The organism is Pedobacter sp. Bi126 (assembly GCF_918698245.1).
Classification (GTDB): domain Bacteria; phylum Bacteroidota; class Bacteroidia; order Sphingobacteriales; family Sphingobacteriaceae; genus Pedobacter.
Genome location: NZ_CAKKMS010000002.1, coordinates 834,598 through 852,083 on the forward strand (window position 1 = coordinate 834,598; position 17,486 = coordinate 852,083).

General features: G+C 37.4%; 16 protein-coding genes. 9 read left to right on the top strand and 7 right to left on the bottom strand.

Features of this window, described 5'->3' with window-relative positions; all coding sequences use genetic code 11:
• Nucleotides 1-80 precede the first annotated feature (80 nt).
• Nucleotides 81-1,505, top strand: a complete 1,425-nt coding sequence (locus tag LQ201_RS08630) for an MATE family efflux transporter (protein WP_230141297.1) — start codon at nucleotides 81-83, stop codon at nucleotides 1,503-1,505.
• Between the two features lie 92 nt (nucleotides 1,506-1,597).
• On the opposite strand, the gene LQ201_RS08635 is transcribed toward LQ201_RS08630, so the two are convergent.
• Nucleotides 1,598-2,695 carry a hypothetical protein gene (locus LQ201_RS08635; RefSeq protein ID WP_230141300.1) on the bottom strand — a complete coding sequence of 366 codons (1,098 nt, stop codon included), beginning with the start codon at nucleotides 2,693-2,695 and terminating at the stop codon, nucleotides 1,598-1,600.
• Nucleotides 2,695-3,321, bottom strand: coding sequence for an ABC transporter ATP-binding protein (locus LQ201_RS08640; RefSeq protein ID WP_230141302.1), 627 nt, complete (start codon nucleotides 3,319-3,321; stop codon nucleotides 2,695-2,697). Before LQ201_RS08640 ends, LQ201_RS08635 begins: the two co-directional genes overlap by 1 nt.
• Before the next feature lie 260 nt (nucleotides 3,322-3,581).
• On the opposite strand from LQ201_RS08640, the gene lepA reads away from it, so the two are divergent.
• Together lepA and LQ201_RS08650 are read left to right on the top strand one after the other, a co-directional pair.
• Entirely contained in the window at nucleotides 3,582-5,369 is a 1,788-nt protein-coding gene (lepA, locus tag LQ201_RS08645; RefSeq protein WP_230141310.1) for a translation elongation factor 4, read from the top strand.
• A gap of 115 nt (nucleotides 5,370-5,484) precedes the next feature.
• Nucleotides 5,485-6,366, top strand: a complete 882-nt coding sequence (locus LQ201_RS08650) for a bifunctional 5,10-methylenetetrahydrofolate dehydrogenase/5,10-methenyltetrahydrofolate cyclohydrolase (protein WP_230141312.1) — start codon at nucleotides 5,485-5,487, stop codon at nucleotides 6,364-6,366.
• Between the two features lie 188 nt (nucleotides 6,367-6,554).
• On the opposite strand, the gene LQ201_RS08655 is transcribed toward LQ201_RS08650, so the two are convergent.
• Nucleotides 6,555-6,890 (bottom strand): Rieske 2Fe-2S domain-containing protein, encoded by a 336-nt coding sequence (locus LQ201_RS08655; protein WP_230141314.1) that lies wholly within the window; start codon nucleotides 6,888-6,890, stop codon nucleotides 6,555-6,557.
• A gap of 107 nt (nucleotides 6,891-6,997) precedes the next feature.
• On the opposite strand from LQ201_RS08655, the gene LQ201_RS08660 reads away from it, so the two are divergent.
• From LQ201_RS08660 to LQ201_RS08675, 4 genes are read left to right on the top strand one after another with little or no spacing between them, the layout of a single operon-like run.
• The gene (locus LQ201_RS08660) at nucleotides 6,998-7,621 is read left to right on the top strand and encodes a 7-carboxy-7-deazaguanine synthase QueE (RefSeq protein ID WP_057934199.1); all 624 of its coding nucleotides are present in this window, start codon (nucleotides 6,998-7,000) and stop codon (nucleotides 7,619-7,621) included.
• Nucleotides 7,622-7,658: 37 nt separating this feature from the next.
• Nucleotides 7,659-9,545 (top strand): OmpA family protein, encoded by a 1,887-nt coding sequence (locus LQ201_RS08665; RefSeq protein WP_230141317.1) that lies wholly within the window; start codon nucleotides 7,659-7,661, stop codon nucleotides 9,543-9,545.
• Nucleotides 9,546-9,557: 12 nt separating this feature from the next.
• A complete protein-coding gene (locus tag LQ201_RS08670) occupies nucleotides 9,558-9,848 on the top strand; it encodes a hypothetical protein (RefSeq protein WP_230141319.1) in 291 nt (96 codons plus the stop codon).
• A gap of 22 nt (nucleotides 9,849-9,870) precedes the next feature.
• On the top strand, nucleotides 9,871-10,287 hold the full coding sequence (locus tag LQ201_RS08675; RefSeq protein WP_230141321.1) for a DUF6526 family protein: 417 nt from the start codon (nucleotides 9,871-9,873) through the stop codon (nucleotides 10,285-10,287).
• A gap of 179 nt (nucleotides 10,288-10,466) precedes the next feature.
• Here LQ201_RS08675 and LQ201_RS08680 read toward each other — a convergent pair whose 3' ends face one another.
• From LQ201_RS08680 to recQ, 3 genes are all read right to left on the bottom strand, one after another.
• Nucleotides 10,467-11,183 carry a YqjF family protein gene (locus LQ201_RS08680; RefSeq protein WP_230141323.1) on the bottom strand — a complete coding sequence of 239 codons (717 nt, stop codon included), beginning with the start codon at nucleotides 11,181-11,183 and terminating at the stop codon, nucleotides 10,467-10,469.
• Between the two features lie 2 nt (nucleotides 11,184-11,185).
• Nucleotides 11,186-11,998, bottom strand: coding sequence for a 3-deoxy-8-phosphooctulonate synthase (gene kdsA, locus LQ201_RS08685; RefSeq protein ID WP_029275158.1), 813 nt, complete (start codon nucleotides 11,996-11,998; stop codon nucleotides 11,186-11,188).
• 68 nt (nucleotides 11,999-12,066) lie between these two features.
• On the bottom strand, nucleotides 12,067-14,256 hold the full coding sequence (gene recQ / locus LQ201_RS08690; RefSeq protein WP_230141326.1) for a DNA helicase RecQ: 2,190 nt from the start codon (nucleotides 14,254-14,256) through the stop codon (nucleotides 12,067-12,069).
• Nucleotides 14,257-14,347: 91 nt separating this feature from the next.
• On the opposite strand from recQ, the gene LQ201_RS08695 reads away from it, so the two are divergent.
• A complete protein-coding gene (locus LQ201_RS08695) occupies nucleotides 14,348-15,316 on the top strand; it encodes an SIS domain-containing protein (RefSeq protein WP_230141328.1) in 969 nt (322 codons plus the stop codon).
• A 14-nt stretch (nucleotides 15,317-15,330) separates the two neighbouring features.
• Nucleotides 15,331-16,422: a mannose-1-phosphate guanylyltransferase gene (locus LQ201_RS08700; protein WP_230141329.1), complete on the top strand. Its 1,092-nt coding sequence runs from the start codon at nucleotides 15,331-15,333 to the stop codon at nucleotides 16,420-16,422.
• A gap of 162 nt (nucleotides 16,423-16,584) precedes the next feature.
• Here the strand turns inward: LQ201_RS08700 and rlmB are convergent, their stop codons facing one another.
• Complete coding sequence (rlmB, locus tag LQ201_RS08705; RefSeq protein WP_230141339.1) at nucleotides 16,585-17,352, bottom strand: 23S rRNA (guanosine(2251)-2'-O)-methyltransferase RlmB; 768 nt, start codon at nucleotides 17,350-17,352, stop codon at nucleotides 16,585-16,587.
• Between the last annotated feature and the right edge of the window lie 134 nt (nucleotides 17,353-17,486).

A 17,486-nucleotide genomic window follows, 5' to 3' on the forward strand; every position in this document is an offset into this window, starting at 1 on the left:
TTCCCTCCCTTACAATTTTTAGATATGTACGCTTAAAGGCGTATCATTGGTTTATACATTACACTTTACTTTATTATTATATGTCACAGTCAACAAAGACACAGGGCAAACTTTCGTCTTTTTTCGATATCCTCGTTCAATCTTTAAAAGGTCATGAGGTTGATTTAACTTCAATTAGCATTAAACGCGCAATTATTTTATTGGCCATTCCGATGATGCTGGAAATGGCTATGGAGTCGGTTTTTGCCTTAGTCGATCTATATTTTGTTGGCCACTTAGAAAATAGTAGCCATGCTATACAAACCGTTGGTTTAACAGAATCGGTGTTAACCATTATTTACTCATTGGCCATTGGGTTGAGTATGGCTGCAACCGCGGTGGTTGCCAGGAGAATTGGCGAGAAAAATCCAGAAGCGGCATCAAAAGCCGGTATGCAGACGATTGTAATTGCGGTTTTCGTTAACATTATAATCAGTATCCTCGGGTTAATTTACGCCAGAGATATTCTATTGCTGATGGGTGCTTCAACTGAAACAGCTGATCAAGGCGTTCCATTTGTTCGGATTATGATGGGTGGAAGTATCATTATTGTACTCTTATTCTTAATCAATGGGATTTTTCGTGGTGCGGGTAATGCAGCAATCGCAATGCGGAGTTTGTGGATCGCCAATATTGCGAACATCATCCTCTGCCCTATTTTTATTAATGGGTTTGGGCCAGTACCGGCATTTGGTTTAACAGGTGCTGCAATTGCCACAACAATTGGTCGTGGTTTGGGCGTTACTTATCAGGTTTACAATTTGTTTAGTGGTAAAAATATATTAAAAATACGCATTAGTCACTTCTTGCCTGATTTTACCCAGATTAAAGCTATCGTTAAGATTGCTGCTCCGGCTATTTTCCAATTCGTAATTGCAAGTTGTAGCTGGGTATTTTTAGCAGAACTTGTTGCCACAACTGGTGGTGATACTGGGTCGGCAGGTTACCAAACAGCACTGCGACTGATGATGTTTTTTATGTTACCCGCCTGGGGACTAAGCAATGCAGCCGCTACTTTGGTTGGTCAGAATTTGGGCGCAGGCCATATAGATCGCGCTGAAAAATCAGTATTCCAGACCCTGAAATACATTATTATTTTCATGGCCATAGTAAGTGTACTGTTCTTAACCTGCGGGCATTTGTTCGCGGCATTTTTTACATCAGATGAAAATGTGATTGCCGTTGCAAGCGAAGCTTTAAAAATTCTAAGCATTGGTTTTGTGATTTATGGAGCTGCTATGGTATTCAGCAGTGCATTTAATGGTGCTGGCGATACCTGGACGCCTACCAAAATTAATGTTTTTGCCTTTTGGTTGTTCCAGATTCCTTTTGCTTACTTTTTAGCCAAATTTTTAGAAATGGGCCCAACTGGTGTTTTTATTGCCATCCCAACAGCCGAAGCAGGTATTGCGATAGCAGCCTATATCTTGTTTAAAAAGGGGAACTGGAAAAAAACGATGGTTTAGGTTAACCTGAAAACAGAATTTAACCCCAGGTCAATGATGAGCACAAATGAATTTATATTTGTATGTTCTCTGGGCATCTGTGGTTAAAATTCTTATTCTTCTATCCCCTTCAGATCGACTTTATTAAACATAAGCAAGTAGTATAAAATACAACTGACTAACAACACTAAACTGAACAAAAGATAATATTGCGCGAGGATTAACCACATGGCAATAAAAAAGAAAAACAGCAACCATTTGAGGTAATTGTCCATATTTAACCGAACGATATACACTAACGCCAATAGGAAAAATAGCCCGGATAAACTAAACAGAAGCCCATTGGCTATAGCATAGAGGTTAAAGTGAGCGGCTGAAATCAAAAATATCCATTCGGGGATTAATATGATGGCGAAAATTAATAACCAATTGAATATTCTTTTATAGGTTGATAGCTGTAGACTCTTGCTGAAATTCATGTATTCAGTTTCAAACTTTAGCAAAGTAAAAACCAAAACTGCATGGCACAAAACAGACGCCAATAAAGCAACTAATAATATACGTATATCGTAGCCAACATCGGCAAACATCCACAGCATTGCTTTAAAGAAAACAAATGACAATAGCTTACACATCAATAACATTAAGGGTTGTTCTTTGAGTAAATGGAATAACGGCCAGCTGAAGAATGGTTTTTTAAATTTTATTCCAAAACGAACCGGTTCCCTTTCATTAATTAAAAAACTTAATGTTACCGATTGATAAGTTAGCCACGATAAGCCAAAAATTAAAGCCGAAAAAACAATCAGGATGCAAATGGCACTAATAAAAAGACTGTAATTGATGCTTAAACCGATGAGCAGAAAAACATAAATAATAACCGGTATGAGAATGGTAAAATATAATCTTAGCCACAATTTTAGCTGCATATTTTTTTTCAGAGCAGCTGTTTCTTTAATAAAATTATACTTGGTTGATGCTAATTTTTGTTTAATAAAGAAATGAACTTTTGTAGCGTATAAAAACCATGAAACAAATACAATAGCAATTCCAACAGGCGATGAAATACCTGCTAATAACAAGGCTTTTTGGTAGCCAATTAATTGCGAAGGCTCTACCACACCGAATAAAATATAAATGCCTACCAGAAAAAATCCTGCGTGTTGCTGGTAAAATTCTTTGGCTAAGCTATTGATCAGTAACTTCAGCATTATAGTTGAATGATTTGTTTGTCAACGATCTGAAATACGGTATCCAATTTTAGTTTATCTGTACTAACTTCCTGGTGCGATGATAAAAGAAAACTCCTTCCCTGTACTGCTTTTTCCTTGATCAATTGATACAATTTATCTGCCGAAGCCACATCAATGGTAATCAACGGTTCGTCTAAAATATACAAATCAGGGTTGCCAATAAATGCACAGATCAAAGAAAGCTTTTTGAGCATCCCACTCGAATAACCACCAATTTTATTGTCAAGAAAGGCTGCCATTTCGAAATAAGCTGCAAGGTCTTCGGCTTGTTTACCCTCTACTTTTCTTGTTTCAACATAAAAATTGATCAGTTCCTGCCCTGTTACAAATAATGGGTACTGTGGTTCGGCTTCGGCAAAACTAATTTTCGAACGGAATTTTATGGGTTCATTTTTAAGGTTTATTTCATTAAGTGTTACTTCACCTTTGAATGGAATCTGTCCTGATATAATCCGAAATAAGGTCGATTTACCGGTTCCGTTCCCTCCTTTTAACCAATGGATTCCGTTATCGATTTTCCATTCGCCAAAGTTTAATACTTCATGGCTGCCATATTTTTTATTGATGTTGGTTAAGCTGAGCAAGATGTTTGATTTTAGTTTTGTTTTAGATTTCGTTATGCCTGATTTGTTACTTGCTAAGGCACCTTGCCGGAAAAGTAACAAAAGCAAACCATCTCTGATAAAATAAACCTGATTGGAACGTACACAGAGTGCAACGGAGTAAAGTAGAAAGCAGGATTGCAGCAACAGAAAAGTCACTGTATTTGCTTTTCAAATCAATTGCTTGAAGTAGATATTTTCTAGATTAAAAATTACCTTAAAAAGCATATCTTTGCGCAAAGATGAAGCATATACGTAATTTTTGCATTATTGCACATATTGACCACGGTAAAAGTACTTTGGCTGATAGGTTATTAGAATATACCGAGACGATTTCAAAGCGTGAGGCGCAGGCACAATTGCTCGATAACATGGATTTAGAGCGTGAGAGAGGCATAACAATTAAAAGTCATGCCATACAAATGAACTATAAAGTTGGTGATATTGAATATAATTTCAACCTGATTGATACACCTGGACACGTAGATTTTTCTTACGAAGTTTCACGTTCCATTGCTGCCTGCGAGGGTGCATTGCTTATCGTTGATGCTTCGCAAGGTATTCAGGCACAGACCATTTCTAACTTATATTTAGCACTTGAACACGACCTTGAAATTATTCCGATTTTAAATAAAATGGATTTACCTGGGGCAATGCCTGAGGAAGTAAAAGACCAGATTATTGATTTAATCGGATGTAAACGAGAAGATATTATTCCTGCATCGGGTAAAACTGGTATGGGTATTCCTGATATTATCCAGGCCATTGTTGACCGTGTTCCTGCTCCGGTTGGTGATCCGGAAGCACCTTTGCAAGCTTTGATTTTCGACTCTGTTTTTAACTCATTCAGGGGAATTATTGCTTATTATAAAGTAGTAAACGGCGAAATTAAAAAAGGCGACAAAGTAAAGTTCATTAATACTGGCAAAGAATACCTGGCTGATGAGGTTGGGATTCTGAAACTGGATATGTCACCACGTAATGTGGTAAAAACCGGAGATGTGGGATACATTATTTCCGGTATTAAAGAAGCCAGAGAGGTAAAAGTGGGTGATACAATTACGACTACTGCAAGACCATCTTTAGATTCGATTCAAGGTTTTGAAGAGGTTAAACCAATGGTTTTTGCAGGTATTTATCCTGTTGATACGGATGAGTTTGAAGAACTTCGCGAAGCCATGCACAAGTTGCAACTCAATGATGCATCTATTGTTTTCGAACCGGAAAGCTCTGCGGCATTAGGCTTTGGTTTCCGTTGTGGATTCCTTGGTATGTTGCACATGGAGATTATCCAGGAGCGTTTGGAGCGTGAATTCGACATGACGGTTATCACAACCGTTCCCAACGTATCTTACATTGCCCACACTACTAAAGGGGATGAAATTTTTGTAAATAACCCATCTGATTTGCCCGACCCAAGTAAATTGGATTCAGTTGAAGAACCATTTATTAAAGCAAACATCATTACCAAAGCTGATTTTGTTGGTCCTGTAATGTCACTTTGTATTCAGAAAAGAGGAACAATTGTAAATCAATCGTATTTAACATCTGATCGTGTTGAGCTGGTTTTTGAAATGCCAATGGGCGAAATTGTATTTGATTTTTATGATAAATTGAAAACGATCTCAAAAGGCTACGCATCTTTCGACTATCATCAGATTGGTTATCGTAAATCCGATTTGGTTCGTTTAGATATGTTAATAAATGATGAGCCGGTTGATGCATTATCATCTTTAATCCATAGAAGCAATGCTTACGATTTTGGAAAGAAAATCTGTGAGAAATTAAGAGAGTTAATCCCTCGTCAACAATTCGAGATTAAAATACAAGCTTCTATCGGTGCTAAAGTTATTGCCCGCGAAACACTGAGTGCTTTACGTAAAGATGTAACGGCTAAATGTTACGGTGGTGATATTTCCCGTAAACGCAAGTTATTGGAAAAGCAGAAAAAAGGTAAAAAACGTATGCGTCAGGTTGGAAACGTAGAAATTCCACAAAGTGCATTTATGGCGGTTTTGAAATTAGATTAATATAGTATCAAGATACCAGTATTAGGTATTAAGATAAAAATATAGTTAAAGCACAGTGATGATTGAGTTGACCATTGGTCTTGATACTTGATTCTCACTACTCGATACTTTTAGAATGAAATTATTAGACGGTAAATACGTATCAGAAAAAGTTAAAGTTCAAATTGCAGAAGAAGCTGCCGAATTTTTAAATAAAAGTGGTCGCAAGCCACATCTAGTTGCTATTTTAGTTGGTAACGATGGAGGAAGCGAAACCTATGTGGCCAGTAAGATGAAAAACTGCGAAAAAGTTGGTTTTAAATCGTCACTGCATAGATATGATAATTCAGTAACTGAAGCTGAATTATTGGCGAAAATTGAAGAAATTAACCAGGATGATGATGTAGACGGATTAATTGTTCAATTGCCTTTGCCAAAACATATTGATCCGGAGAAAGTTACCGAAAAGATCGATCACCGTAAAGATGTGGATGGTTTCCACCCGGTAAATTTGGGTAGAATGATGCGCAACCTGCCTTGCTTTATCCCGGCTACACCTTATGGTATTTTATTGATGCTGCAGGAATATAATATCGATACTACCGGAATGCACTGTGTGGTTGTTGGTCGTAGTAACATTGTAGGTAGCCCAATGAGTATTTTAATGGCCCGCAATGCCAACCCTGGTAATTGTACGGTAACACTTACCCATTCTCGTACTAAAGATTTAGAAGAACAGGTTCTTCAAGCTGATATTGTGATTGCCGCTATTGGTAAAAAGAATTTTGTTACTGCCGATATGGTTAAACCTGGTGCCATTATTATCGATGTAGGTATTAACCGCGAAACTTCTGCTGAAACCAAATCCGGTTTTAAGCTATATGGTGATGTAGATTTCGAAAACGTAGCCCCCAAAGCTTCTTACATTACGCCTGTTCCTGGTGGTGTGGGTTTAATGACTATTGTTGGTTTATTAAAAAATACATTGGCATCAGCTAGAAAAGAGATATATTCTTAAGCCTAAAGGTGAAAGCTTAAAGACTAAAGAAGGAAAAGCGGTTCAAGAAGATTGAATCGCTTTTTTGTTAATTGAAAAGCGGTTAGCCAATACCCAGCTTACAATAGGCAATTTGCTTTACCAATGAACTAATGACTAATGAACCAATTTAATACATCTGTGTTCATCCTTTTATCTGTGGTTAAAAATCAACTCCAAAGTTTACTCCACCAGCTTTCTTCAAAACCGATATAGAGGCCATCCTCGCGCAACTCAGTTGGATAGATATTGATATAATCACCTTGCCCCTCTGCTCCCCTTCCCGTGGTTAAACTGTATTCGTACCGATGGATCGGACAAACCAGATGCCCGTTTTTACACCAGCCGCCACTAAAATGCCCCCCAGCATGCGGACAATGCGATTGGGTTGCGGTAATTTTCTCTTCATTGTTAATCAAACAAATCTGTTTTCCCGCAACTTCTATTGTTTTAATTGTATCAGGACGGGGAATTTGATTATTATTTAGCGCCTTAAACCACTTCATCCAGCTAAAATACAGCAAATAAATATCAGTCTTATTTCATCTTTACATTAAATTTCAAAAGAGGAACAGCATCACCATATTTTTTTAGGATATTTGCATCCTCAAAAATGAAACAAGACATACCAGAAGACGGCACATTACTTCCTTTAATGGAAGAATTTTATACCATACAGGGCGAAGGATTTAATACTGGTAAAGCAGCTTATTTTATCCGTTTAGGGGGCTGCGATGTAGGCTGCCATTGGTGCGATGTGAAAGAAAGCTGGGATGCCGAAATGCATCCACTTACGGCTTCTGATGTAATTGTTGAAAACGCCGATAAGTTTCCGGGTAAGGCTGTTGTAATTACCGGTGGCGAGCCCTTGATTTATAACCTCGATTATTTAACCAACAAACTAAAAGAAAGAGGCATTCTTACCTTTATCGAAACATCTGGTGCCTATCCACTTTCTGGAAATTGGGACTGGATCTGTTTATCACCAAAGAAATTTAAAGCACCAAGACCGGATATTACACCTTTTGCGCACGAATTAAAAGTGATCGTTTTTAATAAAAGTGATTTTAAATGGGCTGAAGAATACGCGGCTATGGTGTCTCCCACCTGTAAATTATATCTACAGCCAGAATGGTCTAAATCAAAAGAAATTACACCATTGATTATTGATTATGTAATGGCAAACCCAAAATGGGAAATTTCTTTGCAAACGCACAAATTTTTAAATATTCCTTAAAAACAATACATTAGCTTTATAACCAAATGTTAATGTAATGAAATTTCGCTTAGTCCTCTTCTTTAGCATACTGAGTATTTATTGTTTTGGGCAAAGTTCCCCGAATAAAAAAGCACAGGTTTTTTTTGAAAAATCCGGTCCATTTATTGATAAATTAGATTATGCTGCTGCCGAACAGATATTAAAAAGTGCTGTTGAAGCTGATCCGTTATTTCAGAATGCCTACATAGTGCTTGCTGGCGTTTATAAAGCACAAAAAAAGTATACTGAAGCCAAAGGTGCTTACGAAAAAGCCATATTGATCAATAAAACTGTAGCTCCGGCTGTAATTTATGGCTTGGCTGAAACCGAATTCGCAACTCAAGATTATTTAAAGTCGAAACAGCATTTTAGTGAATTTTTGATATTAGATTCTTCATCTGATAGAGCAAGAAGAGCAAAGAAATATCTTTTAGATTGTGATTTTGCTGCCATAGCAATCAAGAAACCCGTAAAATATAGTCCAACAAATTTAGGTGAAGGTGTAAATACAACAGATGCTGAGTACTTTCCTGCTATAACAGCTGATGGTGAAACTTTGGTTTTTACGCGTCAGCTAAATGGTAATGAAGATTTCTGGACATCACAGCTTAAAAGCAGTAAATGGGATGCTGCTACTCCTTTATCCAGTAAAATAAATACTACCCGATACAATGAAGGGGCCCAAACCATTTCACCTGATGGGAAGTACCTTTTTTTTACGGGATGCAACCGACCAGATGGCCTAGGCAGGTGTGATATTTATGTTTCACACCGTGAAGGAAAAGATTGGGGCGAGCCTTATAATGTTGGGAAACCCGTTAATTCAGAATATTGGGAATCACAACCGGCAATCAGTCCTGATGGAAGAACCTTGTATTTTATAAGCAACAGACCCGGTGGATCTGGAGGTTATGATATCTGGAAAAGCAGCATTACCGATGAAGCCAAATGGGGACCGGCCATTAACATTGGACCTGATATCAACACGGCTTATGATGAAAATACACCGTTTTTGCATGCTGATGGAAGAACTTTGTATTTTTCTTCTGATGGTTGGCCAGGTTTTGGAAACAAAGATATTTATTATAGCAGAATGGATAATGATGGCAAGTGGCAAAAGCCAATTAATATCGGTTATCCAATCAATTCTTTCGAAGATGAAAGTGGCTTGGTCGTAAGTGCCGATGGAAATTTCGGCTTGTTTTCTTCAAATTTAAAAGGAGGTTTTGGCTTACAGGATATTTATAGTTTTGGAATTCCTGAAGTAGCTAAACCGCTGAAGGTTTCTTATGTGAAAGGAATTGTAAGGGACCGGGATACTAAAAAAACGATAGAAAGTAATGTTCAGGTGGTTGATCTGAAAAGCAATAAAACTGTTTTCGACGATTATACTGATCCAGAAACTGGTCAGTTTTTAGCGGTAATGCCTGTTGGGAGCAATTATTTGTTCAATGTAAATGCCGAAGGCTATATGTTTTACTCCGAAAACTTTGAGCTCAAGGCAGGAGATATCTATAAACCTTACCAGATTGAGGTTTACATCGAAAAAATAAAGCAAGGTGGAAATGTAACCTTAAGAAACATTTTCTTCGATACCAATAAGTTTAATCTTTTGCCCGCCTCTATCCGTGAACTGGATCTACTTATCGATTTTTTGCAAGAAAACGAAAACGTACAGATTGAGATTCAAGGTCATACCGATAATGTTGGCGATGATAAGTTGAATGAAAAGTTGTCTTTTAACCGTGCCAATGCAGTTTACGAGTACCTGATCAAAAATAGTATTGATGCCAAAAGGCTTACCTTTAAGGGCTTTGGAGCAAGTAAACCGATCGCTGATAATAAAACTGAATCAGGTAGGAAAAACAATCGTAGAACATCGTTTGTAATTACTAAAATATAATTGGCAGATTTTATGGAAATAGAAATTGATGACTACGATGTAGAAATTATTATGTTAGCGCAATACAAGCACCTCAATGTTATACTGGAAAGCTGCTATTGTACTGGATGTAAAAAGGTGTCTACCATCACGAATTATAAACCTTATTTAAATAAATTGAATGATATTATTTTAAAAGGCTTTTGTCTTAAATGTGGTGGGCCGGTAAATCGCTATATCGAAACTGGAGAAAATATTCAGAGCGCAGCGGTTGCGATGCACATTAAAAATGTGCTTCAAATTTCAAGGAATAAAAAGAAGTAATACAACTTAATCAAAAATAAAAATGTCTCAGCATTACGGAAACCATAAGAGATTTTATCCACCTTTTCATTTTTTCACAATACCATTAGCGGTTTTAGGATTAGGTTTTGCCATTTATTGTTGCATAGCCATACCTACTATAATTACGGGCTTGCTTGTGCTTGCATTTTTCCTGATTGGCATTATAGCTGTAATGGCACGGATGTTTGCACTTAAGGCACAGGACAGAGCTGCTAGGGCTGAAGAAAAATTACGTTATTATATCCTTGCGGGTAAAGCACTTCCGAGTGAGCTGAGAATGGGGCAAATTATGGCTTTGCGTTTTGCTGGTGATGAAGAATATTTAGCTTTGGTTGATAAAACCGTGGTTGATAAGTTATCTCCTGATGAGATCAAAAAAGCCATTAAAAATTGGCGCGGAGATTACCATAGGATATAATGGTAAATTTGTTGTTCTGAACTTAGTCAAGAAAGCACAGGACTGGAAAGGCTCAATAAAAGATCGTCATCTCGACTGAAGTGCAATCCCGAACTTGGGAGAGAGATCTTTCAGCAAAATTATTAATTGAATTAAAAAGATCTCTCCACTGCGGTCGAGATGACGATTTAGCTTGGCAATTAAAATTGCTTCCCTTTTAGTACCCTTATTTCAGATCCTTCAGCCAAGAATACAGAATCAGGCTTAGCATCGTTTAAAAAAGAAAAATCATTTCCGTAGTTAATTCCAAAATCGGCATTAATTTTATAATCTTTTACAGGATAAGCTTGCCAACGTGGATGTTCTACACCATATTCTGATGTTTTATTGGTGCTGATTTTAGTATAACCCCAATAATGTTCTGTAATAAATTCTTCTTCGCTACCAATCTGTATTTCTTCTGCCTTTGAAGAAGCTATAACCGAAAAATTATGCCAGGTTCGGTTCTTCCAGTGATAATCTACCTCAAGCTGATGTTTTTGTTCAATCCAAACATGTTTCATCGGAAATGTTTGGTAATTCTCCTTATAAATGGTGTTGGCTACAAAGGTGATGGCAGGCTTTGGTACAAATTCTTTAATAAATACCACTCCTCTTTTCCACGTATCTCCATCCTTAAATTTAACATAAAACCTTAAATTAACCTCTTCAAAATCAGTGTGAAATGGAATATTAAAGCCTCGAAGTTTAACATCAATAAACATAAAGCCAACTAAACTCACATAATATTTCCCTTGCCAATCATCTAATTCGCAGTGTGGAGGGAGGTATTTCGAAAGTATTTCTTTATCTACGGCATACTGTGCCAAAGCCAGTTTACGCCATTCGGCAGTGAGAAATACTTTCGGGCTAGTCAAAATTAAAGTATAGCTTGTCTGATTCGGATCAGTTTGGTTAAAGTTTCTTCCAACAAGTCTAAATGTAACATATTGGCACCATCCGATTTTGCATTTGCAGGATCAGGGTGTGTTTCAATAAATAAACCATCTGCTCCTACTGCAATTGCTGCTTTCGCGATAGTCGAAATCAATTCTGGCTTACCGCCGGTAACACCACTACTTTGATTGGGTTGTTGTAATGAATGTGTGCAATCCATCACTACCGGAACGCCAAAACCCTGCATTTCGGGTAAACCACGGTAATCAACAATCAGATCCTGATAACCAAAAGTATTACCTCTATCTGTTAAAATGACTTTGTTGTTTCCTGCTTCTTTTACCTTCTCAACTGCAAATTTCATAGAACCTGCAGAAAGGAACTGACCTTTTTTAACGTTTACTACTTTTCCGGTTTCGGCTGCAGCAATTAATAAATCAGTTTGACGACATAAAAATGCAGGGATCTGCAATACATCTACATAAGCAGCTGCCATTGCGGCCTCGCCACTTTCATGGATATCGGTAACTGTTGGCACACCAAATTCTCTACCAATCCTTTCTAAAATGCGCAAAGCTTTTTCATCGCCAATGCCTGTAAAAGAACTTCCTTTGCTTCTATTTGCTTTTCGGTACGAACCTTTAAAAATATATGGAATCTGAAGTTTATCAGTAATTGTAATAATCTTTTCGGCAATTCTCATGGCAATATCCTCGCCTTCAATAGCGCACGGACCAGCCATTAAAAAGAAATTTCCCGAATCTGTATTTTTTAATTTATCTAAATAGTTAAGCATAGTTGAGATGTGGGATGTGAGACATAAGATCTGAGTTTATCTCAAATCTAGCATCTCACATCTAATTTTTAATTTCCTAATTCTGACATGAATTTAATCCGCATCAATTGAATTTCTTCGCGGGTATAATCGGTTTCGCCTAACTCGTTAAGTGCTTCATCGATAGAATCGCTTTCAGCCGCTCTGAAATAGTCAAATACTTCACCCTGTCTATCATCATCAATTACTTCATCAATGAAATAATTCAGGTTAAGTTTAGTACCAGAGTTTACAATCGATTCTACTTCTTTCAGAATTTCTTCGTAAGTGATGCCTTTCGAATCGGCAATATCTTCCAAACCAATCTGTCTGTCGATATTTTGAATGATCGAAACCTTCATCTGCGATTTATTGGCCTGAGTTTTAATAATCAAATCGATTGGACGTTCGATATCGTTATCCTCGACATATTTTTTGATCAATTCGATAAAAGGTGTCCCGAATTTCATTGCTTTACCCGAACCTACACCAGAAATCTGGCGAAGCTCTTCCGTCGTAATCGGGTAATGTGTACACATTTCCTCTAAAGAGGGATCCTGGAAAACTACGAATGGCGGAACACTTTTCTGCTTCGCAATTTTTTTACGTAGTTCTTTAAGCAATGATAAAAGATGGGTATCTAAAGCACCTGTACCTTGTTTTACATCATCGTCATCGTCATCAGCACCATTCTCTATTGGTTCGTTTAGTATGAATTTAAGGCTATAAGGGTTGATAATAAAATCTCTTCCCTGTTTGGTTAACTTTAATAAACCGTAATTGTCAATGTCTTTAAAAAGGTAATTATTTAAAACAGCCTGGCGGATAATCGATTTCCACATCAGCTCGCCTTCTTCTTTACCGATTCCAAATTCAGGAATCTTGCTGTGTTCGTAAGCAATGGTTTGAGCGGTTTCTAAACCTAAAAATACATTTAACAAATGTGCGTCGTCAAATTTTTCGCCTGATTTTTCGATAAATTTTAAAACGGTCAACAACTGACTTTCTGCATCAAATTGCTTTTTAGGCTTTTTACAGTTATCACACATGCAGTTACAGCCCGTTTCGTTAAAGTTTTCACCGAAATAATGAAGGATCTGCTTACGTCGGCATACGCCAGATTCAGCATAATCGATCACTTCTTTTAATATCTGCGTGCCAATTTCACGTTCCGAAACTGGTTTATCTTTCATAAATTTAGCCAGCTTGTCTACGTCTTTTTGAGCGTAGAAAGCAATACATACGCCTTCGCCACCATCACGCCCGGCCCTGCCAGTTTCCTGGTAATAACCCTCCATACTTTTAGGCACGTCATGGTGAATCACAAAGCGAACATCTGGTTTATCGATCCCCATACCAAAGGCAATGGTTGCAACAATAACCTCAGCATCTTCCATCAAAAATTTATCCTGCGTTTCGGCCCTAACCTTTGGGTCTAACCCCGCATGATACGGCAGGGCACTGATTCCGTTTAGATTTAATGCTTCTGCCACTTCTTCAACCTTTTTACGGCTAAGGCAGTAAATAATCCCAGATTTGCCCGGATTAGATTTGATATATTTAATAATTTCTTTGGTAATGTCTCTTTTAGGGCGGATTTCGTAAAATAAGTTGGGCCTGTTAAATGACGATTTAAACAATGTTGCTTCCGTCATTCCAAGATTCTTCATAATATCCTGCTGTACTTTTGGCGTAGCAGTTGCTGTTAATGCAATAATTGGAATATTATTTCCTAATCCGGCAATAACCTGTTTAATCTTACGGTATTCTGGCCTGAAATCGTGTCCCCATTCAGAGATACAATGTGCTTCATCCACGGCAACGAAAGAGATTTTAATCAGATTTAAAAATTCAATATTATCCTGCTTCGCCAGAGACTCTGGCGCAACATACAATAACTTAGTCTGACCACTTAAAAGATCAGATTTAACTTGAGTAATTTCAGATTTATTTAGGGATGAATTAAGAAAGTGAGCAATACTGTCATTTCCACCAAAAGCCCTTAATTGGTCAACCTGGTTTTTCATCAATGCAATTAGTGGAGAGATTACAATTGCTGTTCCCTCGCTCATTAAAGCAGGTAACTGATAGCAAATAGACTTCCCTCCGCCTGTTGGCATAATAACAAATGTGTTATTGCCTTCTAAAATATTTGTAATGATCGACTCCTGATCACCTTTGAAATTGTCAAACCCGAAGAAATTTTGTAGGTTATCAAATAACGACTTTTTCACGTCCATTTTGTGTAATAAAATATGCGATGCTATTTTTGTATCCAAAATAACATAATTTTACAAGAATTTCAAGTATTAACAGACAATTATTTTCTCTTTGAAAAGTAAAAAATCAATAATCCAATCCGCTGTAAGCACATTAGAGCTTGAGGCAGCAGCAATACTAAATGTTGCAAAGAATATTAACAGCGATTTTGAAAAAGTCGTATCAAGCATTTTACATGGCAAAGGGCGGGTAATTGTCACGGGTATAGGAAAGAGTGCAATCATTGCACAAAAAATGGTCGCAACTTTTAATTCAACAGGTACCCCTGCTATTTTTATGCATGCCGCAGATGCTATTCATGGCGATCTGGGGATGATCCAGGTAGACGATATTGTAATCTGCCTCTCTAAAAGTGGAAACACACCAGAAATAAAAGTGCTTACCCCCTTGTTAAAAACATCTGGCAATCTGCTCATCGGGATGGTTGGTGAATTGAATTCTTTTTTAGCCGAACAGGCCGATCTGATTTTGAACACTTCTTTCGAAAAAGAAGCCTGTCCGCATAATTTGGCACCCACTACCAGTACAACGGCGCAGTTGGCATTGGGCGATGCCCTAGCTATTTGTTTATTGGAGTGCAGAGATTTTAATGAATCCGACTTTGCGAAATATCATCCAGGCGGATCATTAGGTAAAAAACTCTATTTAAAAGCCCGGGATTTGGCTTTGTCTAATGAGAAACCTTCCATACATCCATCCGCATCGGTTAAAGATGTGTTAATAGAAATTAGTAAAAACCGTTTGGGTGCAGTTGTTGTTGTTGATAGCGATGATAAAGTACTTGGCATTATTACCGATGGCGATATAAGACGGATGTTAGAAAATAACAATTCTATTGCAAACTTAAAAGCCGAAGATATCATGGGTAGAACACCAAAGAGCATACAATTTGATGCTTTAGCAGTTGATGCCTTAGCTATTATTAAGCAAAACAATATAACGCAGTTGTTAGTTCTAGAACAAAATACTTACTTTGGCATTATCCACTTACACGATCTTCTAAATGAAGGTATCGTGTAATTTTAATTTATAAGATGAATAAAAACTATTATGCATTGATTATGGCCGGTGGCGTCGGAAGTCGCTTTTGGCCAGTAAGCAGAACAGAATACCCAAAACAGTTTATCGATTTTTTCGGTGTAGGAAAAACTTTGATACAGAGCACCTATGATCGATTTTTAAAAATTTGTCTTCCTGAAAATATTTTTATTGTTACTAACGAAATTTATTCGGATTTAGTAAAAGAGCAGTTACCTCAGCTTAGCGCAAATCAGATCTTAGCCGAACCATTGTTAAGAAATACAGCACCTTGTGTTGCTTATGGAAGTTTAAAAATAGCCGAATTAAATCCCGATGCCACCATCGTTGTTGCCCCTTCTGATCATACCATTGCCAATATTGATGGTTTTATACAGTCTATTGAGCAATCATTGGATGCGGCTTCGAAAAACGATTGTTTAATCACATTAGGGATTAAACCAAACCGTCCAGATACCGGCTATGGTTATATTCAACATACTGATTACGTGCTTAATACGGATACCGACCTGCATAAGGTTAAAACATTTACTGAAAAGCCAAACTTAGAATTAGCAAAATCATTTATACAAAGCGGCGATTTCTTATGGAATGCCGGGATATTTATCTGGTCGGCTAAAGCGATTTTAAGTGCTTTCGAAAAACATCTGCCAGATATGTATGAAATATTTAATATCGGCAGGTCTGAATTGAATACTGAAGGAGAAAAGGCCTTTATCAATAATGCTTATTTCCAGTGCACCAATATTTCAATAGATTTTGGGATTATGGAAAAAGCAGAAAATGTTTACGTGCTTCCATCTGATTTCGGCTGGTCTGATTTAGGAACCTGGGCCTCTATTTATGAGATGGCAGAGAAAGATTATGTGGGTAATGCCGTTATCCCTTCACAACAGGTACTGATGTTTGATTCATCAAACTGTATGGTAAATGTTCCAGAAGATAAATTGGTTATCCTACAGGGGCTGCACGATTACATTGTAGTGGAAAATAATAATATGCTGATGATCTGCCCAAGAAATGAAGAGCAAAAGGTTAAAGAATTTGTGGCTGAAGTTAAATCGAGATTTGGAAATAAATTCATTTAATAGATACATGAAATGTAAAATGGATGATGTAGCATAGTTTTCATCATCCATTTTATATTTTCCGTCTTACCCCTTGTGTAAGATCCTGAAACAAGTTCAGGAAGACGCCACCATGGGACGTACTAATTGTTATTCATTTTCTCTTCCTCTTTATATCTGGCTTTAGATCGTTCGCTGTCTAACCGCCTCATATAATATTACGCCAGCAGCTACTGAAACATTTAACGATTCGATTTTTCCGGCCATGGGTATTTTAGCCAGGTGATCGGCTACCCTTAAAAGATCATTAGAAATTCCTTCGTCTTCAGATCCCATTACAATTGCCGTAGGCATAGTATAATCTGGTGCGTAAATAAAGTCACTGGTTTTTTCGGTGCAGGCTACAATTTGCAAACCACTTTCTTGTAGAAATAAACAGGTTTTATGTAGGTTAGCATGGCGACAAATCGGAATGCTGAATAAGGCGCCAGCAGAGGTTTTAATGGCATCAGCATTGATTTGTGCTGCATTTTTTAAGGGAACAACAATAGCATGAACACCTACGCAGGCGGCCGTACGGGCAATAGCCCCCATATTGCGAACATCGGTCACGCTATCTAAAACCAAAATTAATGGCACCTCACCTCTTTCGAAAACGGTTGGTATAATGTCTTCAATATTTTGATAAGTAATCGGCGAAATAACCGCAATTACCCCTTGATGGTTTTTTTGCGACATCCGGTTCAGTTTTTCAATAGGAACCGAGTTTAGAGGAATCAAAGTATCTTTTAAAAGGGCTTTTAATTCTAAAAAAAGATCGCCGCCCAGACTGCGCTGCTGATAAATGGTCTCAATGTCTCTTCCTGCTTTAACGGCCTCTATTACGGCTCTGATGCCGAATACAAACTCATTATTCTCTTTTGCGCGTTGCGGTCTTCTAAAATTATCCATGTTTTGAAATTGTTAGGCAAAAGTATTCAAATAAAATGTTTTAGGCCTAAACAATGTGCGCCTTATTAACATTTAATTGTTTAAAAATTTATACGGCATCATAAATCCAATAAAATTTAATCTGATTATGCTTC